This window comes from Sphingobium sp. YBL2 (assembly GCF_000943805.1).
Lineage (GTDB): Bacteria > Pseudomonadota > Alphaproteobacteria > Sphingomonadales > Sphingomonadaceae > Sphingobium > Sphingobium fuliginis.
The window spans coordinates 4,481,808-4,499,805 of record NZ_CP010954.1 but is presented as its reverse complement, the minus strand read 5'-3'; the positions used below and the strand labels follow the sequence as shown (position 1 = coordinate 4,499,805).

At 65.0% G+C, this 17,998-nt stretch carries 18 protein-coding genes and 1 tRNA gene; 12 read left to right on the top strand and 7 right to left on the bottom strand.

The features are described 5' to 3' along the window. The first annotated feature begins 92 nt into the window (after window positions 1-92). From ku to TZ53_RS20750, 3 genes are all read left to right on the top strand, one after another. Entirely contained in the window at window positions 93-995 is a 903-nt protein-coding gene (ku, locus tag TZ53_RS20760; RefSeq protein ID WP_025548903.1) for a non-homologous end joining protein Ku, read from the top strand. A gap of 3 nt (window positions 996-998) precedes the next feature. Then, entirely contained in the window at window positions 999-3,494 is a 2,496-nt protein-coding gene (gene ligD, locus TZ53_RS20755; protein WP_044662566.1) for a DNA ligase D, read from the top strand. 160 nt (window positions 3,495-3,654) lie between these two features. Next, window positions 3,655-3,843, top strand: coding sequence for a hypothetical protein (locus TZ53_RS20750; RefSeq protein ID WP_044662565.1), 189 nt, complete (start codon window positions 3,655-3,657; stop codon window positions 3,841-3,843). 109 nt (window positions 3,844-3,952) lie between these two features. Here the strand turns inward: TZ53_RS20750 and TZ53_RS20745 are convergent, their stop codons facing one another. Then, window positions 3,953-4,342: an EF-hand domain-containing protein gene (locus TZ53_RS20745; protein WP_044663177.1), complete on the bottom strand. Its 390-nt coding sequence runs from the start codon at window positions 4,340-4,342 to the stop codon at window positions 3,953-3,955. Between the two features lie 255 nt (window positions 4,343-4,597). Here TZ53_RS20745 and purB point away from each other — a divergent pair, with 255 nt between their 5' ends. After that, window positions 4,598-5,911: an adenylosuccinate lyase gene (purB, locus tag TZ53_RS20740; RefSeq protein ID WP_044662564.1), complete on the top strand. Its 1,314-nt coding sequence runs from the start codon at window positions 4,598-4,600 to the stop codon at window positions 5,909-5,911. A 125-nt stretch (window positions 5,912-6,036) separates the two neighbouring features. Here the strand turns inward: purB and TZ53_RS20735 are convergent, their stop codons facing one another. The 4 genes from TZ53_RS20735 to TZ53_RS20720 all read right to left on the bottom strand — a co-directional run bounded on the left by TZ53_RS20735 (window position 6,037) and on the right by TZ53_RS20720 (window position 8,177). Beyond that, on the bottom strand, window positions 6,037-7,083 hold the full coding sequence (locus tag TZ53_RS20735; protein WP_025550940.1) for a LacI family DNA-binding transcriptional regulator: 1,047 nt from the start codon (window positions 7,081-7,083) through the stop codon (window positions 6,037-6,039). Between the two features lie 66 nt (window positions 7,084-7,149). Further along, window positions 7,150-7,644, bottom strand: a complete 495-nt coding sequence (locus TZ53_RS20730) for an Lrp/AsnC family transcriptional regulator (protein ID WP_025550938.1) — start codon at window positions 7,642-7,644, stop codon at window positions 7,150-7,152. Window positions 7,645-7,702: 58 nt separating this feature from the next. Then, window positions 7,703-7,779, bottom strand: a tRNA-Pro gene (locus TZ53_RS20725). 104 nt (window positions 7,780-7,883) lie between these two features. Beyond that, window positions 7,884-8,177, bottom strand: a complete 294-nt coding sequence (locus TZ53_RS20720) for a JAB domain-containing protein (RefSeq protein ID WP_044662563.1) — start codon at window positions 8,175-8,177, stop codon at window positions 7,884-7,886. Between the two features lie 156 nt (window positions 8,178-8,333). Here TZ53_RS20720 and thyA point away from each other — a divergent pair, with 156 nt between their 5' ends. From thyA to TZ53_RS20700, 4 genes are all read left to right on the top strand, one after another. Continuing rightward, a complete protein-coding gene (gene thyA / locus TZ53_RS20715) occupies window positions 8,334-9,269 on the top strand; it encodes a thymidylate synthase (RefSeq protein ID WP_044662562.1) in 936 nt (311 codons plus the stop codon). Between the two features lie 107 nt (window positions 9,270-9,376). Beyond that, window positions 9,377-10,672 (top strand): 3-methyl-2-oxobutanoate dehydrogenase (2-methylpropanoyl-transferring) subunit alpha, encoded by a 1,296-nt coding sequence (locus TZ53_RS20710; protein ID WP_044662561.1) that lies wholly within the window; start codon window positions 9,377-9,379, stop codon window positions 10,670-10,672. Window positions 10,673-10,722: 50 nt separating this feature from the next. Continuing rightward, on the top strand, window positions 10,723-11,727 hold the full coding sequence (locus TZ53_RS20705; RefSeq protein WP_025550931.1) for an alpha-ketoacid dehydrogenase subunit beta: 1,005 nt from the start codon (window positions 10,723-10,725) through the stop codon (window positions 11,725-11,727). Between the two features lie 9 nt (window positions 11,728-11,736). After that, window positions 11,737-13,023, top strand: a complete 1,287-nt coding sequence (locus TZ53_RS20700; protein WP_044662560.1) for a dihydrolipoamide acetyltransferase family protein — start codon at window positions 11,737-11,739, stop codon at window positions 13,021-13,023. Between the two features lie 57 nt (window positions 13,024-13,080). Here the strand turns inward: TZ53_RS20700 and TZ53_RS20695 are convergent, their stop codons facing one another. After that, a complete protein-coding gene (locus tag TZ53_RS20695; protein ID WP_044662559.1) occupies window positions 13,081-13,776 on the bottom strand; it encodes a hypothetical protein in 696 nt (231 codons plus the stop codon). Window positions 13,777-13,936: 160 nt separating this feature from the next. On the opposite strand from TZ53_RS20695, the gene TZ53_RS20690 reads away from it, so the two are divergent. Together TZ53_RS20690 and rarD are read left to right on the top strand one after the other, a co-directional pair. Beyond that, window positions 13,937-14,158, top strand: a complete 222-nt coding sequence (locus tag TZ53_RS20690; protein WP_044662558.1) for a hypothetical protein — start codon at window positions 13,937-13,939, stop codon at window positions 14,156-14,158. A gap of 50 nt (window positions 14,159-14,208) precedes the next feature. Next, window positions 14,209-15,066, top strand: coding sequence for an EamA family transporter RarD (gene rarD, locus TZ53_RS20685; protein ID WP_025550925.1), 858 nt, complete (start codon window positions 14,209-14,211; stop codon window positions 15,064-15,066). On the opposite strand, the gene TZ53_RS20680 is transcribed toward rarD, so the two are convergent. Next, on the bottom strand, window positions 15,063-16,388 hold the full coding sequence (locus tag TZ53_RS20680) for a dihydroorotase (protein WP_044662557.1): 1,326 nt from the start codon (window positions 16,386-16,388) through the stop codon (window positions 15,063-15,065). The genes rarD and TZ53_RS20680 overlap by 4 nt on opposite strands. A gap of 62 nt (window positions 16,389-16,450) precedes the next feature. Here TZ53_RS20680 and ygfZ point away from each other — a divergent pair, with 62 nt between their 5' ends. Both ygfZ and TZ53_RS20670 read left to right on the top strand, forming a co-directional pair. Then, window positions 16,451-17,188, top strand: a complete 738-nt coding sequence (gene ygfZ / locus TZ53_RS20675) for a CAF17-like 4Fe-4S cluster assembly/insertion protein YgfZ (protein WP_044662556.1) — start codon at window positions 16,451-16,453, stop codon at window positions 17,186-17,188. Then, window positions 17,185-17,931, top strand: coding sequence for a glutaminyl-peptide cyclotransferase (locus TZ53_RS20670; protein WP_044662555.1), 747 nt, complete (start codon window positions 17,185-17,187; stop codon window positions 17,929-17,931). The genes ygfZ and TZ53_RS20670 overlap by 4 nt, the downstream gene beginning before the upstream one ends. Window positions 17,932-17,998 lie beyond the last annotated feature (67 nt).

The window sequence follows — 17,998 nt, the reverse complement described above, 5'->3', positions numbered from 1 at the left end:
CTGGCGGTCGAAGTCAAGGGTGCTGGGAGTCGTAGCCGCGGAACCGCCCCATCGCCCGCGCATTTCCTCCTGAAAAAGGAGGCAGCACGCTCATGGCCGCTCGCGCATATTGGCAGGGGCAGATTCGTCTGGCGCTGGTATCCATTCCGGTGGAGATCTATGCCGCCACCAAGTCCGGCGCGCAGATCGCCTTCCACCAGATACACCAGCCCAGCGGCAAGCGCGTCCGTTATGAAAAGACCGTTCCCGGCCTGGGCCCGGTCGATCCGGAGGACATCGTCAAGGGCTATGAGCTGTCCAAGGGCGACTATGTGCTGCTCCAGCCCGACGAGATCGACGCGGTGAAGCTGGAGAGCAAGAAGACGCTCGAACTCACCCAGTTCGTCGACGCCAGCGAGATCGATGTCCTCTATTATGAGCGGCCCTATTATGTCGTGCCCGCCGACGATCTGGCGGAGGAAGCCTTCATCGTCCTGCGGGAGGCGCTGCGGCGGACGAAGAAGGTCGGGCTGGGCCAGCTTGCCATGCGGGGCCGGGAATATATCGTCTCGCTGAAGCCTTGCGGCCGGGGCATGGTTCTGGAAACGCTGCGCTATGCCGATGAGGTGAACCGCGCCCAGAGCTATTTCCGCGACATAGAGGATGCGAAGCCCGATGCGGAGCTGCTCGACCTTGCCGAGACGCTGATCGAGAAGAAGACCGCGCCCTTCAAGCCCGACAGCTTCCACGACCGCTATGTGGACGCGCTGGAAAGGCTGATCGAAAAGAAGAAGAAGTCGAAGGGCCGCCGCGTCATAGAGGAGGAAGAGGAGGGCGCGGCTCCGCGCGGCAGCAATGTGATCGACCTGATGGCGGCGCTCAAGAAGTCGGTCGGTTCCGGCGCGGCTTCTTCCGCCGCGAAACCGGCGGCGAAGAAGGCGCCTGCCGCCAAGGCGCCCGCCAAGGCCACGACGCGAAAGACCCCCGCCAAGCCGGCCAGCCGAAAACGGGCCTGACCCATGGCCGATGCCGATCCGCTCAGCACCTATAACCGCAAGCGCGATTTCACCCGCACCCGCGAGCCGGCGGGCAAGCGCGGACGCAGCCACGGCAATGGCAACGGCTTCATCGTGCAGAAGCACGATGCGACCCGCCTGCATTACGACTTCCGCCTGGAAATGGATGGCGTGCTCAAGAGCTGGGCAGTGACGCGCGGCCCCAGCATCGATCCCGCGGACAAGCGGCTGGCCGTCCGCACGGAGGATCATCCGCTGTCCTATGCGACGTTCGAGGGGACCATTCCCAAGGGGGAATATGGCGGCGGCACCGTGATGCTCTGGGACGAGGGCACATGGGAACCCGTTCCGGGCAAGAGCGCGAGCGACATCGAAAAAGGGCATCTCCATTTCATCCTGCACGGGCAGCGGATGCGGGGCGAATGGCTGCTGATCCGACTGAAGCCGCGGGGCAGGGAAAAGGGAGAAAACTGGCTGCTGCGCAAGATCGAGGATGCCCATGCCGGCAGCGCGGACGAACTGACCGCGCGCGAGCTGACGAGCATCAGGAGCGGTCGCACCATGGCGGAAATCGCCGCCGGCACGCCGCCCATGTCGCTGAAGGGGAAGAGGGGAAAAGCCTTTGACGCGGCGATGGCGCAGGCCGACCGCGCCGTCCCGGCGAAAAGGCGCGCCAAGGCAGGGACGGGCCGCATGCCGGCCTTCCGGCCGCCGCAACTGGCGACGCTGGTCGATGCCGTGCCCACGGGCAATGGCTGGATGCACGAGATCAAATATGACGGGTATCGCTGTCTGGTTTCCGTATCGGGCGGGAAGGTCAAGATCTTTACGCGGTCGGGCCTCGACTGGACGGATCGGTTTGCGCCGTTGCCGGCGGAAATCGGGGCGATGAACCTGCCCGCCGCCCTGATCGATGGCGAAATCGTCGCCCCCGGCAGCGATGGGAATCCGGATTTCTCCACGCTTCAACAGGTGTTGAAGGGAGAGGGAAAGGCGGCGCTGCACCTGTTCGCCTTCGACCTGCTGCATCTGGACGGGCAGGATCTGACCGCCATGCCCAATATCGGCCGCAAGGAAAAGCTGGCCGGCCTGTTGGGGGAGGGTTCCGCCCATGTCCATGTCGGCGATCATGTCGTCGGCGCCGGGGAAAAGCTGTTCCACGCCATGTGCGGCGCCGGGCAGGAGGGGATTATTTCCAAGCGCGCCGACGCCGCCTATCGCGGCGCGCGCACGAAGAACTGGCTGAAGGTCAAATGCACCCGCCGTCAGGAATTCGTCATCGTCGGCTGGACTCCCAGCAGCGCCAGCGGCCGGTCCATCCGCAACCTGCTGCTTGGCCAACGGGAAGGGGATGGCCTGGTCTATGCGGGAAAGGTCGGCACGGGCTTCAACGCGGCCAACAGCGCCGGACTGATCGCCGCCCTGGGCAAGCGCGGGCGCAAGGCCGCCGCGCTCAGCGTGCCGCGCAGCGAAAGCAAAGGCGCCCAATGGGTCCGCCCCGATCTGGTCGCTGAAATCGCCTTTGCCGAATTCACGGCGGAGCATATCGTCCGCCATGCCAGCTTCCTTGGCCTGCGCGAGGACAAGGCAGCCGGCGACGTTCGACGCGAGGAAGCCATGCCGACGCCCGAAGCCCATAGCTCGATCCGGATCAGCAATCCCGACCGGCTGATCTTTCCGGAGGCGAAGATCACCAAGGGCGAGCTGGCCGATTATTACGCCCGCATGGGCGCGGCGATGCTGCCCTGGATCGTCCGCCGGCCGATCAGCCTGGTCCGCTGTCCGCAGGGCCGGGCGAAAAAATGCTTCTTCCAGAAGCATGACAGCGGCAGCTTCGGCGATCATGTCAAACATGTCCCGATCCGCGAGAAGGAAGGGAATGAGGAGGATTATCTCTATATCGAGGATAGCGAGGGATTGTTGGCCTGCGTCCAGATGGGCGCGATCGAATTTCATGGCTGGGGGTCCAGTGTCGCGGATGTGGAGCGGCCGGATCGCATGATCTTCGACCTCGATCCCGACGAGGGGCTGGACTTTGAGGATGTGAAGAAGGCCGCGCGGGACATCCGGCGGGCGCTGGAGGATCTGGGCCTCACCAGCTTCGCCATGCTGTCCGGCGGCAAGGGCATCCACGTCGTCGTGCCGCTGACGCCGCAGGCGCAATGGCCGGAGGTCAAGGATTTCGCGGACCGCTTCGCCCGCGCCCTCGCCACCCAGGAACCGGACCGCTTCACCGCGACGATGAGCAAGGCGAAGCGCAAGGGCCGCATCTTCATCGACTGGCTGCGCAACCAGCGCGGCGCGACGGCTGTGCTGCCCTATGTGGTGCGCGCCCGCGAGCCGGCTTCCGTCGCCGCCCCCGTCACCTGGGAAGAGCTGGACGGGATCGACAGCGCCGCGCACTTCACGGTGAAGGATGCCGCCGTCCTGCTGGACCGCGCCTCTTCGCGGGACCTGCGCGGCTGGGGCGAGGCGCATCAGCCGCTGCCGGCGCATTAGGGCGGCCTGCGTCATCCGACGGGGGCCGCACGCTCCGGATTTTTGCTGTCGCATCGGTGCGAAGGGAGAGTCGGTTCCCGCGTCCCACACGGCGCTTGGGCGGATTTTTGCCGCATTCGCCTTTTCTGCGCCTGTGCTTTGTTGCATATCGGGAATCACCATGACGAAGCCGACCGAAGAAGCGCCCGATAGCGCCGCCGCCGCCCCTGCCTCCACCGCCGAGACGTCCGACATGGCCTCCGCAGCGCGTAAATCGGCGGGCAAGGCGGTCTGGATGGGAACGGCCGTCGGCATAGGATCGGCCGCCATCGTCGCGGCGCTGCTCTACGCGAACAAGAAACGGGGCTGAAGCTCCCTCCGGCAAAGCGGAAAAAAAGGAGGCGGCATGGCCTTCGCTCCATGCCGCCTCATGATGCGACCCTTCCAGGGCTCTGTCCCCGCTCGGACGGGGAATTATCCTATGCCGCGCTGCCGCTCAGATAGGCGATCAGTTCCGGCTTGCTGACCGACATGCTCTTGTCCGCGTCGGCGGTGACGAAGGCGCCGTCGGCCCAGGCGGTCACTTCGGCGGGCGGAAGGGACTGGCCCGTCGCCTTCAGCTCCTGATCCTTGAGCGCCACCATCCAGCGCGAAAATTCCGCCTTGTCGAGCTGCCCGTCATGATTCTGGTCATAGGCCGGAAATTCCGTATCGACGATGGATGCGACCGCATCGCCCGGCGTCGCGGGCTGGGCCTCATTCCCCTGCGGCGAGGCCGGAGCGGCTTCCTGCGGCGCGGCTGCCCCCGCCTGCGCAAGGGCGGGCGTTGCGGCCAGGAGGGCGCCCGTCAGAAGAAATGCGCGGATCATCATCTGCTCCAGAACCGATCGTCCGTATTTCACATGGAGTAATAGCCAGATAAAACATGTGGTTCCTGACTTTTTGTTCATGCCGCTCCACTCATCTTCCGATTCGCGTCGTTTCGCCGCCCGATCCTGCCATTAATGGGATGAAGTACGGGAAAGCGGTGCTTCCTGCCCTGTCCTTGCGGTCGATTTGCCCCGGAAAGGCGGTGCTGCTAGGCGGCGCAGCGACATTCAACTCATGCACGCAGGATTCGCCCGATGGTCCCCCGTTACGCCCGCCCGCAAATGACCGCCCTTTGGGAGCCGGAAGCCCGCTTCAAAATCTGGTTCGAGATTGAGGCGCATGCGACCGAAAAGCTGGGCGAACTGGGCGTCGTGCCGGCATCCGCGGCCAAGGCGCTCTGGGACTGGTGGGCGACCAACCCCGCGATCGACGTGCCGGCCATCGACGCGATCGAGGCCGTGACCAAGCATGACGTCATCGCCTTCCTGACCTGGGTTGCGGAGCAGGTGGGCGACGAAGCCCGCTTCATGCACCAGGGCATGACGTCCAGCGATGTGCTCGATACCTGCCTGGCCGTGCAGTTGAGCCGCGCCGCCGACCTGTTGATCGAGGATCTCGACAAGCTGCTGGAGGTCATCAAGCGCCGGGCCTATGAGCATAAGCTGACCCCGACCATCGGCCGCAGCCATGGCATCCATGCGGAGCCGGTGACCTTCGGCCTTAAAATGGCAGAGGCCTATGCGGAGTTCAGCCGCTGCAAGGCGCGCCTGATCGCCGCCCGTGCCGAAGTCGCGACCTGCGCCATTTCCGGCGCGGTCGGCACCTTCGCCAATATCGACCCCCGCGTCGAGGAACATGTCGCGGAAAAGCTGGGCCTTGCCATCGAGCCGGTGTCGACGCAGGTCATCCCGCGCGACCGCCATGCGATGTTCTTCGCCACGCTGGGCGTGATCGCCTCCTCCATCGAGCGGCTCGCCGTCGAGGTCCGCCACCTTCAGCGCACCGAGGTGCTGGAGGCGGAGGAATATTTCTCGCCCGGCCAGAAGGGCAGTTCCGCCATGCCGCACAAGCGCAATCCGGTGCTGACCGAGAATTTGACCGGCCTTGCCCGCATGGTGCGCAGCTATGCCTTGCCGGCGATGGAGAATGTGGCGCTATGGCATGAGCGCGACATTTCGCACTCGTCGGTCGAGCGCTATATCGGTCCCGACGCCACCATCACGCTCGACTTCGCGCTGGGCCGGCTGACGGGCGTCATCGACAAGCTGCTCGTCTACCCTGAGCGGATGATGAAGAATCTCGACAAGATGGGCGGCCTGGTCCACTCGCAGCGGGTGCTGCTGGCGCTGACGCAGGCGGGCGTCTCGCGGGAGGACAGCTACCGCTATGTCCAGCGCAACGCGATGAAGGTCTGGGAATCGGACGGCCAGCTATCGCTGATGGAATTGCTGAAGGCCGACCCCGACGTCGCGGCCGCCCTCACGGCGGAGCAGATCGAAGAGAAGTTCAACCTCGACTATCACTTCCGCCAGGTCGACACGATCTTCCGCCGGGTATTCGGGGAATAGGATCGAACAGGCCCGGCAAGCCGTGCCGGGCCTGCCGGTTCCGTGATCCTGTGAAAGCAGGAGCACGGTGCAGCCCTGGTGGATCGCTGCCGCGCTAGAACCCGGCCCTCATGACGGAAAAGCCGTCAATGCGGAACGGCGTCCGACTGCCGCCGGATCAGCTCATAATCGAGCAGCAGATGCGAAGGCTTTTCCCCCGACTTGCCCTTGCGCGCCTTGATCTGCCGCACCAGCAATTCGACGGCGGCACGTGACATGGCGCTGATCGGCTGGCGGATCGTCGTCAGTTCAGGCCAGATCGTGGTCGCCAGCGACGTATCGTCGAAGCCGCAGACGGTCAGGTCGCCCGGCACGTCCAGTCCGCTGCGATGGGCGATGGCGACGGCCGCCGCCGCCATGTCGTCATTGCTGGCGAATATCGCGGTCGGCGGCTCGGGCAGCGCCAGAATGCGTTCCGCCGCATCCAGTCCGGAGCGATAGGTGAAATAACCCTGCTCGACCAGCGTCTCGTCCGGCTCGATACCCGCCTCCGCCAGCGCATCGCCATAGCCTTCGAACCGGCGTTGGCTGGCGCTCTGGTTCGGGTGGCCCTTGATGAAGCCGATGCGGCGGTGGCCCAGCGCGATCAGATGGCGCGTCATCGCCAGCGCCGCGGCATGGTCGTCGATGCTGACGGCCGACATGTCTGCGGGCGCTTCCCCGGTGGCGACCGCGACCGCGACGATGTCCGCCGCCTTCAGCGCATCCTTCATGGCCTGATGATCGCACAATGGGGGCGGAAGGATGACTCCGTTGATCCGGCCGCGCAACAGATGGTCGACCACCGTGTCGATGGCGGTTTCCTCATCCCATTTCTCCACCACCAGATCGACCCCGCTGCGGCTCGCCTGGTCCAGGCTGCCGACCAGGAATTCGCTCAGATAGGAGGCCGACGGGTTGCTGTAGAGCAGGCCGATACGGGTTTCGTCCCCGCCCGCCAGACTGCGCGCGGCGGCGCTGGGCGAATAGTTGAGCGCGGCGATGGCCGCTTCCACCTTTTCCTTGGTGGCGCTTCTCACGATCTGTTCGCCGTTGATGACGCGGGACACCGTCATGGGCGACACACCCGCATGTTTCGCAACATCATTGATGGTAGGGGCGTTGCGCTGCCGCCTAGAGCTTCTCGGTTCCATGGGCGTAATGGTAACGGGAAGCTCGCCCGATACTAAGCAAAATCCTCCAACCCGCTTCCGGACCGGTCAGGCGCGGCCCCTGTTCCGGGGATGGCCGCCCGCATCCAGCACGGTTTCCATCGCGACATAGGTGGAGGTGCTGGCGACATGGGGCAGGCTGGAGATCTTCTCGCCCAGCACGGCGCGGTAACGGCGGATGTCGGCGGTCCTCACCTTCAGCAGATAATCGAAGCTGCTGGCGATCATATGGCATTCCTCGACCTCGGGAATGCGGCGGACGGCGGCATTGAACTCATCCAGCGCCTTTTCGCGCGTGTCGGACAGCTTCACCTCCGCAAAGGCGACATGGTCCATGCCCAGCTTCGCGGGATCGACGATGGCGCGAAACCCGCGGATCACCCCGGTGTCGATGAGGCGACGCAGGCGAACCTGACAGGGCGTCTTGGACAGGCCCACCGTCTGGGCAAGATCGGTGACTGTCATGCGGCCATCCTCGACCAGGGCGGCGACGATCTTCCGATCGAACTCGTCCATTTCGATCGTCGTCGGCTGATTTTTCATGGATTGCGCCGTGGGAGCAGGTTGTCGCGAAAAGCCACGCATTTTCCGACAAGGATGATGGTCGGGGAGAGAGGATTCGAACCTCCGGCCCCTGCCTCCCGAAGACAGTGCTCTACCAGGCTGAGCTACTCCCCGACCGATAGCGGGTCCGTTTCGAGGCGATCCCGCTGGGCAGGCCGCAGCCTATAGAGGCGGCTTTTCCGGCTGGCAAGCGGCCGATGCGGTTTTTTTTGGGCAGCCTATAAAAGCCCCGCCTGGCGGAAGCTGAAACGGCCTTTTCCGGTGTGGATCACATGGTCCGCCAGCGCGATCTCGATCGGCCGCAGGCGTTTCGACAGGGTCCGGGTCAGCCGGATGTCGGCCCAGCGGGGAAGGGGGCTGCCCGGCCGTTGCTGTTCGATCGCCAGCCAATGGCTTTCCCATCGCAGCAGCGCGCCCACGGTGCAGTGCCAGTCCTGATCGGCGCGCAGCCGGTGGAGTGGGCGCCATTCCTCGTCCAGGACGAGGAGGTTTAGGGAAACGCATTCACACATGCGCGGCAGAATGGGCTTGCGCCGCGTGAGCGGTAGGGGAAGGCTGATCCCTTTCCGACCGGATGGCGGACAATTTGATCCGTTTCGCAGCATTTGGCGTCGGCGGGCCGCTTCGCTACAGGAGGGGACATTCGCCAGAATCATGAAAGTGTCCGCATGGCATCCTTCCCGCCCCATTATGAGCAGCAATATCTGGACTTGATGCGGCAGATCTGGCGGCATGGGGATGAGCGGATCGACCGGACGGGCGTGGGCACGCGGTCGATATTGGGCGCGACGATGCGCTTCTCCCTGGCCGACGATGCGGTGCCGCTGCTCACCACCAAGCGGGTCTACTGGAAAGTCGCGGCGCGGGAGATGCTCTGGTTCCTGACCGGCGACACCAACATTCGCGAACTGGTGCGGCAGGGCGTGCATATCTGGACCGACTGGCCGCTCGACAGCTATCGCCGGGCCACGGGCGAGGAGATCGACCGCGATGCGTTCGAGGCGCGGATCGTCGAGGATGAGGCCTTCGCGGCGCGTTGGGGCGATCTGGGGCCGGTCTATGGCGCGCAATGGGTGAATTGGCCGCGCTATGAGGAGGTCGGGGACGGGCTCTACCGCCGGGCCGCGCAGGGACATAACCAGATTGCCGATCTGGTCGAGGCGATCCGGACCAGTCCCGGATCGCGGCGTTTGCTGTTCACTGGCTGGAACGTGGCGGAAGTATCGCGCATGGCGCTGCCGCCCTGCCATATGACCTATCAGTTCCAGGTGGCGAACGGGCGCCTGAACGGGCTGCTGTTCCAGCGGAGCTGCGATCTGGGGCTGGGATTCGCCTTCAATATCTTCGGCCTGTCGATGATCACCCGGATGCTGGCGCAGCAATGCGATCTGGAGGCAGGCGAGATCGTCTGGCAGGGCGGGGACGTGCATCTCTACCTCAACCATGCCGCGCTGGTGGAGGAGCAGATCGAGCGAATTCCAGCGGGCAGCCCCAAATTGCGGATCAACCGTCGGCCTTCGAGCATTTTCGACTATCGGATCGAGGATTTCGAAGTGGTCGATTATGCGCCGCAAAGGCATATCGCCGCCCCCGTCGCCGTCTAGCGGAGGACGAGGCGCGGCCAAATGGGTCAGTAAGGCTTGCCTTTGCGGGTGTTGTAATATAATAATTGCACTGAGCAATATTATTGCAATGCACAAAAGGAGGCAGGATGAGCGACCGGATCGATTCGGACGCCGGAATGGAAGGGGCGGGGCGTAATCTGCCGCCGCTTCGGCTGCATGTGCCGGAGCCGAAATTCAGGCCGGGCGACACCGCCGATTTCAGCGATTTCGACATTCCGCCCGCGGGTGCGCAGCCAAGGCCGGACGAGACCGCGCAGCCGGGCGACATGCGCGACCTTGCCTATGGACTGGTCCGGGTGCTGGACGAGGAAGGGGCGGCGGTCGGCCCCTGGGATCCGAAGCTGCCGCCCGAAACGCTGCTGAAGATGCTGCGGGCCATGGCGCTGACCCGGGCGTTCGACGCGCGCATGTTCCGCGCGCAGCGGCAGGGCAAGACCAGCTTCTACATGAAGTCGACGGGTGAGGAAGCCGTGTCGATCGGCGCCGCGGCTGCGCTGGCCAGCGACGACATGTGCTTCCCCAGCTATCGCCAGCAGGGCATATTGATCGCGCGTGGCTGGCCCATCGTCGACATGATGAACCAGATCTATTCGAACAAGGGCGACAGGCTGAAGGGGCGCCAGCTTCCCATCATGTATTCGGCGCGGGAGGCGGGGTTCTTCTCCATTTCCGGCAACCTCACGACCCAATATCCGCAGGCGGTGGGCTGGGCCATGGCCAGCGCGGCGCGGGGCGACACGCGGATCGCGGCGACCTGGTGCGGGGAAGGGTCCACGGCGGAGGGCGACTTCCATTCCGCCTGCACCTTTGCCAGCGTCTATCGCGCGCCTGTGATCATGAATGTCGTGAACAACCAGTGGGCGATCAGCAGCTTTTCGGGCTTTGCGGGCGCCGAAGCGACGACCTTCGCGGCGCGGGCCATCGGCTATGGCATTGCCGGCCTCAGGGTCGACGGCAACGATGCGCTGGCGGTCTATGCTGCGACGCGCTGGGCCGCCGACAGGGCACGGGCCAATGCGGGCCCGACCCTGATCGAACATTTCACCTATCGCGTCGAGGGGCACAGCACGTCGGACGATCCCAGCGCCTATCGTTCCGCCGACGAGGCGAGCCACTGGCCGCTGGGCGACCCCATCGCACGGCTGCGGAAACATTGCATCGCGCTCGGCATCTGGGACGAGGAGCAGCATGCGGCGATGGACAGGGAACTGGCCGAAACGGTCCGCGACGCGGCGCGGGAGGCAGAGAAGAACGGCATCCTCGGCCACGGCCTGCACCACCCGATGGAATCGATGTTCGAGGATGTGTTCGAGGAAATGCCCTGGCACCTGCGCGAGCAGCAGCAGCAGATGCTCGACGAATGGAAGGCAGCCGGCCTGTGAGCGACATGATGAGCGAAGCGGTTACGGAAACCCACGGTGATACGGTCCAGATGAACATGATCCAGGCGATCAACAGCGCTCTGGACGTGATGATGGAGCGCGACCCCGACGTGGTCGTGATGGGCGAGGATGTCGGCTATTTCGGCGGCGTCTTCCGCGCAACGGCGGGCTTGCAGCAGAAATATGGCAAGAATCGCGTGTTCGATACGCCGATCACCGAATGCGGCATTATCGGCGTCGCGGTGGGCATGGGCGCCTATGGCCTGAGGCCAGTGCCGGAGATCCAGTTTGCCGACTATATCTATCCCGCGCTGGACCAGCTTGTGTCGGAAGCGGCGCGGCTCCGCTACCGCTCGGCGGGGGAGTTCATCTCGCCCATGACGGTGCGCTCGCCCTTTGGCGGCGGCATATTCGGCGGGCAGACGCACAGCCAGTCGCCCGAAGGCATCTTCACCCATGTGTCGGGCGTGAAGACGGTGATCCCGTCGACGCCCTATGACGCCAAGGGCCTGTTGATCGCGGCCATAGAGGATAACGATCCCACGATCTTCTTCGAACCCAAACGCATCTACAACGGGCCGTTCAACGGGCATTACGACGCGCCGGCCAAGAGCTGGGCGGGACATGCGCAGGCGCAGGTGCCGACGGGCTATTATCGCATAAGCCTGGGCGAGGCGCGGGTGGCGCGGGCGGGCGAGGCGCTGACCATAATCTGCTATGGCACGATGGTTCATGTGGTCGAGAATATGGTTGCCGAAATGGGCGTGGATGCTGAAATCCTCGACCTGCGCACGCTGGTGCCGCTGGACATCCAGGCGATCGAGCGGTCGGTGCGGAAAACCGGGCGTTGCCTGATCGTGCATGAAGCCACGCGGACAAGCGGCTTTGGCGCGGAATTGATGGCGCAGGTGCAGGAGCGGTGCTTCTACCACCTCGAAGCGCCGATCGAGCGCGTCACCGGCTTCGACACGCCTTATCCGCACAGTCTGGAATGGGCCTATTTCCCCGGCCCGGTGCGAATTCGCGAGGCCATCAACAAGATTTTGAAGGATTGAGGGGCTGTCATGGCGCTTTTTACGTTCAGGTTGCCGGACATCGGTGAAGGCATTGCGGAAGCGGAGATCGTCGGCTGGCATGTGAAGGTCGGCGACCGGGTCGAGGAAGACCAGCCGATCGCCGACATGATGACCGACAAGGCGACGGTGGAAATGGAATCGCCGGTTGCCGGCACGGTGGTCCGGCTGGCCGGGGAGCCGGGACAGCAGATCGCCATCGGTTCCATGCTGGTGGAGATCGAGACGGAAGGAGAGGGCGAAGCCTCTGCTCCCAACGTCGAGGCAGCTCCGCCGCCCGCGATCACGGCGCCCCTGCCTGAAGCGGCGGGGGAGGGCGGCGAGCGGGGCGATCCTGCCCCAGCCGTTGCTGAGGAAAGGCCGGCCGCGCCCATGCCCTCCGCTAACGTCTCCCAGCAGGGGAGGACGGCTGCGAAGGCCGATGTGCTGGCTTCGCCCGCCGTTCGGGCCCGCGCCAGGGAACTGGGCATCGACCTTTCCCAGGTGAAGCCGGGCGGCGATCATATCCGCCATTCCGATCTCGACGCCTTTCTCCTTTACGGATCGGGGCAGGGCTATCGGCCGGCCGGGCGCTCAGGAAGGCGCGCCGACGAGGAGGTCAAGGTCATCGGCCTGCGCCGCCGCATCGCGGAGAACATGGCCGCCTCCAAACGCGCCATCCCGCATTTCTCCTATGTCGAGGAGATCGACGTCACTGCGCTGGAGGAAACCCGCGAGCAACTGAATGCCCATCGCGGCGACAAGCCGAAGCTCACTCTGCTGCCGCTGCTGATCGTGGCGATCTGCCGTGCTCTGCCCGAATTTCCCATGCTGAACGCGCGCTATGACGATGAGGCGGGCGTGGTGACGCGCTATGGCGCCGTGCATATGGGGATTGCGACCCAGACCGACGCTGGACTGATGGTGCCGGTGATCCGCGATGCGCAGGACCGCAATGTCTGGCAGCTCGCGGCGGAGATAAAAAGGCTGGCCGACGCGGCCCGCACGGGCAAGGCGAAGTCGGAGGAACTGTCCGGCTCGACGCTGACCCTCACCTCGCTGGGGCCGCTGGGCGGGGTGGCGACGACGCCGGTCATCAACCGGCCGGAAGTGGCGATCATCGGACCGAATCGCATTATCGAGCGGCCGGTCTTCCGGGGCCGTGAAGTGGTGCCTGCCAAGCTCATGAACCTGTCGATCAGTTGCGACCATCGGGTGGTCGACGGTTGGGACGCGGCGAGCTTCGTCCAGGCGGTGCGGAAGTTGCTGGAAACGCCTGTCCTGCTGTTCGCGGATTAGGCTATTGGTGGTGGTGAGGGATGGCGGAACGCGGCCTTCTCCGGGCTGCCGGCCCCCTTATCGGCCGTTGTCCGCCAGCACGTCCACGCTGGTCGTGCCGTCGGCCGCTTGCGCGAACAGGAGCAGGAAGGCGCTGCCGTCATCCTTGCGCGAGCCGCCCAGTACATGGTCGCCGCCCATAACCTTGTGTTCGGCATCGAAACCCGCGCGGCGCGCCTGGGTATAGTAGAAGTCCATCACGCTCTGCCATGGGACAGGGGTCACGAATGTCGCCGCGCGCAGCGTGCATCCGTCCTTTTCCGCACCCGCCGCTTCCGTCAGCTGCGCGCCCGGATAGACGGTGAATGGTTCCGGCAGACGGCTGGCCCATTGCGCACCATGGATGAGCCGCTCGCGGCAGAAGGCGTTGCCGCCCGGCTTCTTCTGCTCGCTGGCGACGGCGGCGAGCGACGATTCGGATTCCTTGGCCTCCCCCTCGTCCGGCGCAGGCGTGGCGAGCAGCGTGCCGCCGGCGAGCTTGACGGATGCCGCCAGCGCAGCGGCGGCCTCGCCCTTCAGCGCAGGGAGTTTGGCGGTACGCTGCGGCTGGCCGGCGAGCTGCGGATCGACCACGATCTGATTGGCGAGCGCGTCCACCGCATTATTGGTGAGCTGGGCGTCGAGCGCGTTCAGATCATCCTCCTTCTTGCCGCAACCCGCCAGCGGCAGGGCGACAAGTATCGCCAGAACATAGAAAGACCGAACAGGCGGCATGGCTTCACTCCTTCGTAAACAGGGGATGAAGAGCAAAGGTTAATTTTCCGTTAGGGATATTGGTGAATCCGGAAATTCAATCCTGGGGCGGGCCAGTCTCTGCCAACTGGCCCGGCTGTCCGCCTTGCCCTGGGCCTGCCGACACGCCATTTGTGCAACCATGCTCAATATCCTGGCAGCTCTGATCGGCCTCGTCACCCTGATCCTGATGATCCCAGCGGTCTTTCCGCTGCTGGGGGCGCTCAACTGGCTGCTGGTGCCGGTCGCGCTGCTGGGCGCTTTTGTCGGCATGTTCTCGACCAAAAATGGCGGGCGCAATTTCTGTCTGGTCGTGGCGGCCTTCGGTGCGCTGCGGCTGTTCCTGGGCGGAGGCATCCTCTGAATTCCTCCCCGCCATCGGAACAGGCGGCTCGCCGCGGCCTCATCGCGGCGGTGGCCGCCTACTGCGCTTGGGGGCTGCTGCCGATCTATTTCAAGCTGCTGCATCATGTGAATGCAGTGGAGATCGTCAGCCAGCGCGTGCTCTGGTCGCTGCTGTTGATCCTGGCGCTATTGCTGATGCGGCGCAACCTTGTCGAGTTGGTTACGATATTGCGCGACCGGCGGCTTCTTTCGGCCCTCGCCGCATCGGCCGTCCTGATCGGCATGAACTGGCTGACCTATGTCTGGGCGGTGAACGCCGGGCATGTGCTCGCCGCCAGCCTGGGCTATTTCCTCAATCCGCTGGTCACCGTCGGGCTGGGCGTGCTGCTGCTCCACGAAAGACTGCGGCGAGGGCAGTTGGCGGCGGTGGGAATAGCCGCGGTCGGCGTCGCCATCATGGCGGCGACCGCCCTCACGACGCTTTGGATCAGCGTGGCGCTGGCGCTGACCTTCGCCTTTTACGCGCTGATCCGGAAATTGACGCCGGTGGCGCCGATGGTGGGGCTGGGTGTCGAGACATTGCTGTTGATGCCGCCGGCCATGGCCTATCTGTTCTGGCTGTCGGGGCATGGCGGCGTCGGCTTCGGGCAGGACATGCCGACCACCATCCTGCTGATTGCCGCCGGCGCGGTAACGACAGCGCCGCTGCTGCTGTTCGCGACCGCCGCCCACCGGCTGCCCATGGCGACGCTCGGCCTGCTGCAATATCTGGCGCCTTCCCTGCAGTTCCTGTGCGGCATATTGCTGTTCGGGGAAAAGCTGACGGCGGGCCAGATGGCGAGCTTTGCGCTGATCTGGCTCAGCCTCATCCTGTTCGCGGCGGACGGCCTGACCGCTGCCCGCCGCAATCGCCTGGCTACGGTTTAGGCGAACTCGGTCGCTTCGAACCGGACAGGCTCGCCCACCGCCTGGTTGGCCAGTGCGTCCTCCCACATCACGCGATGCCCGCGGATGATGGTGCCGATGGCCTTGCCCGTCAGTTCCATGCCCTCGAAGGGCGACCAGCCGCAGCGCGAAGCCAGCCAGTCGCTGCCGATGGTCCAGCGCTTCTTCAGGTCCACCACGGTGAAGTCGGCATCATAGCCCAGGGCGATGCGGCCCTTGCCCACCAGGCCGAAGACGCGCTGGGGACCGGAGGAGGTCAGTTCGATGAAGCGGCGCAGCGACAGCCGTCCCTCCGCCACATGGTTGAGCAGCAGCGGGACCAGCGTCTGGACGCCGGGCATGCCGCTGGGCGAGCCGGGATAGGGTTTCGCCTTCTCCTCGATCGTGTGGGGGGCATGGTCGCTGCCCAGCACGTCGGGCACGCCCTGGTTCAGCCAGTGCCACAGACCGTCGCGATGCGCGCCGGACCGGATCGGCGGGTTCATCTGCGCATAGGTGCCAAGGCGGGGATAGGCGTCCTCCGCCGCCAGGGTCAGATGCTGGGGCGTCACCTCGCAGGTCGCTATGTCCTTGTGACGGGCGATATATTCCAGTTCGGCGGGCGTCGTCACATGCAGGATATGGATGCGGCGGCGGGCCTTGCGGGCAAGGTCGATGATCCGCTTCGTCGCGATCATCGCGCTTTCATCGTCGCGCCAGACGGGGTGGGAGGACGGGTCGCCCTCCACGCGATGATCCTTGCGGGCGTTCATCCGCGCCTCATCCTCGGCATGGATGGCGACGCGGCGGGTGCCGCTGGCCAGCACGCGCGACAGGGCGTCGTCATCGTCGACCAGCAGGCTGCCGGTCGAGGCGCCCATGAAGATCTTGACCCCCGATGTGCCGGGAATCCGCTCCAGCTCCTTCAACCGCTCGGCATTGTCGGCGGTGGCGCCGACATAGAAGGCATGGTCGCACCACATGCGGTGATGGGCGCGCTTCAGCTTGTCGTGCACGCGATCGGCGGTGTCGGTATTGGGGTTGGTGTTCGGCATTTCGAACACGGCGGTGACGCCGCCCAGCACCGCGGCGCGGCTGCCCGATTCCAGGTCTTCCTTATGCTCCAGCCCCGGTTCGCGAAAATGGACCTGGCTGTCGATGCAGCCGGGCAGCACGTCCAGGCCGGTGCAGTCGATCGCCTCTCCCGCGTCGCCCAGCGCCGTGCCGATGGCGACGATCCTGCCGCCGCGCACGCCCACATCCACGCTTTCCGCCCCGCCGGGGGTGTGCACGGTGCCGTTCTTGAGGAGAAGGTCGAAAGTCATGTCGGTCTCGCCAGCTTGGGGGTGGGCTTGGATATGATGGGCGATTGTCCTACCTAAAGCCGATGACCGGCACCACCCTTACCGACCGCGCTCTCCTCAGAATTTCCGGCGAGGAGGCGAAAAGCTTCCTTCAGGGCCTGCTCACCCGCGATGTGCTGGGGCTGAAGGAGGGCGAACCGCGCTGGACCGCGCTGCTGACGCCACAGGGCAAGGCGCTGTTCGACTTCATCCTGTGGGCGGATGGCGAGGATGTGCTGATCGATTGCGAGGCGAGTCAGGCGGAAGCCTTGGCGAAGCGTCTGACGATTTACCGGCTGCGGCGCAAGGTCGCCATTGCGCGGGCCGATGAACTGGCGGTGCATTGGGCGCTGGAGGCTTCTGGCAAGCCTTTCGACCCACGTCTGTCGCAACTCGGCCATCGCTGGATCGCGCCGCCGGATGAGGGCGATGCTTCGGCGGCATTTCGGGCGCACCGGCTGTCGCTCGGCATATTCGAGGGGGTGGGCGAACTGGGACAGGACCAGATCCTATGGCTGGAAACCAATGCCGGCGAACTGGGCGGGGTCGATTATGACAAGGGATGCTATGTCGGGCAGGAAAACACCGCCCGCATGCATTATCGCAACAAGGTGAACCGGCGCCTGGTCGCGGTGCCGCTGGCCCAGGCCGACGAGAAACGGCAGAAGGCCGCGCTGGCCGATCTTGGCCTCTCCATCGAATTGCGGCGGGTGGAGGATGTCGATCCCGCGTTCCTGCCCGGCTGGCTCGCTGGGGCCGTGGCGGACCAGGCCGCCGGATGAAGCGCGCGCTTTTCGCGCTGCTGGGCGCGTGGCTGCTGATCGTTCCCGCTCAGGCGGAAACGCGCTGGACGCTCGTCCGAAGCTATCCGCACGATCCCGGCGCCTTTACCGAGGGGCTCTTCTACCATGACGGCGCCCTGTACGAGAGCACGGGTCTGGAAGGCGAGTCGGAGATTCGGAAGGTCGATCCCAAAAGCGGCAAGGTGCTGAACCGCCGGATCGTTCCCCGCCCTTATTTCGGGGAAGGCATCGTCAACTGGAAGGATCGGCTGATCAGCCTGACCTGGCGGCATCGGCAGGGTTTCGTCTGGAAGCTCGATGATTTTTCGCCGGTTTCCCAGTTCCGTTATGAAGGGGAAGGCTGGGGGCTGACGCAGGATGGGCGCAGCCTCATCATGAGTGACGGCACCGCGCAATTGCGGTTCCTGGACCCCGAAGGGCTGACCGAAGAGCGCCGGATCACGGTGACATGGAACGGCCGCCCGGTGGAGCGGCTCAATGAACTGGAATATGTGAAGGGCGAGATCTGGGCCAATATCTGGTACGACACCCATATCGTCCGGATCGATCCGCGCACGGGCGCGGTGATCGGCTGGCTCGACATCGCGCCGCTCCTGAAGGCGAGCGGCGCGAAGGACAGCGAGGCGGTGGCGAACGGCATCGCCTATGACGCGAAGGCCGACCGGCTGTTCGTGACAGGCAAGAACTGGGCCAGGCTTTTCGAGATCAGGATCGGGAAATGAATTGGGTGGCGGGCGTATTGGGAGCGGGGCGGTAAGGGCGCCTATTGGCCAATTACACCCGGATCGC

Coding starts and splice junctions, on each gene's coding strand:
- ku (WP_025548903.1), top strand. CDS start 93: ATGGCCGCTCGCGCATATTGGCAGGGGCAGATTCGTCTGGCGCTGGTA.
- ligD (WP_044662566.1), top strand. CDS start 999: ATGGCCGATGCCGATCCGCTCAGCACCTATAACCGCAAGCGCGATTTC.
- TZ53_RS20750 (WP_044662565.1), top strand. CDS start 3,655: ATGACGAAGCCGACCGAAGAAGCGCCCGATAGCGCCGCCGCCGCCCCT.
- TZ53_RS20745 (WP_044663177.1), bottom strand. CDS start 4,342: ATGATCCGCGCATTTCTTCTGACGGGCGCCCTCCTGGCCGCAACGCCC.
- purB (WP_044662564.1), top strand. CDS start 4,598: ATGGTCCCCCGTTACGCCCGCCCGCAAATGACCGCCCTTTGGGAGCCG.
- TZ53_RS20735 (WP_025550940.1), bottom strand. CDS start 7,083: ATGGAACCGAGAAGCTCTAGGCGGCAGCGCAACGCCCCTACCATCAAT.
- TZ53_RS20730 (WP_025550938.1), bottom strand. CDS start 7,644: ATGAAAAATCAGCCGACGACGATCGAAATGGACGAGTTCGATCGGAAG.
- TZ53_RS20720 (WP_044662563.1), bottom strand. CDS start 8,177: ATGTGTGAATGCGTTTCCCTAAACCTCCTCGTCCTGGACGAGGAATGG.
- thyA (WP_044662562.1), top strand. CDS start 8,334: ATGGCATCCTTCCCGCCCCATTATGAGCAGCAATATCTGGACTTGATG.
- TZ53_RS20710 (WP_044662561.1), top strand. CDS start 9,377: ATGAGCGACCGGATCGATTCGGACGCCGGAATGGAAGGGGCGGGGCGT.
- TZ53_RS20705 (WP_025550931.1), top strand. CDS start 10,723: ATGAACATGATCCAGGCGATCAACAGCGCTCTGGACGTGATGATGGAG.
- TZ53_RS20700 (WP_044662560.1), top strand. CDS start 11,737: ATGGCGCTTTTTACGTTCAGGTTGCCGGACATCGGTGAAGGCATTGCG.
- TZ53_RS20695 (WP_044662559.1), bottom strand. CDS start 13,776: ATGCCGCCTGTTCGGTCTTTCTATGTTCTGGCGATACTTGTCGCCCTG.
- TZ53_RS20690 (WP_044662558.1), top strand. CDS start 13,937: ATGCTCAATATCCTGGCAGCTCTGATCGGCCTCGTCACCCTGATCCTG.
- TZ53_RS20680 (WP_044662557.1), bottom strand. CDS start 16,388: ATGACTTTCGACCTTCTCCTCAAGAACGGCACCGTGCACACCCCCGGC.
- ygfZ (WP_044662556.1), top strand. CDS start 16,451: ATGACCGGCACCACCCTTACCGACCGCGCTCTCCTCAGAATTTCCGGC.
- TZ53_RS20670 (WP_044662555.1), top strand. CDS start 17,185: ATGAAGCGCGCGCTTTTCGCGCTGCTGGGCGCGTGGCTGCTGATCGTT.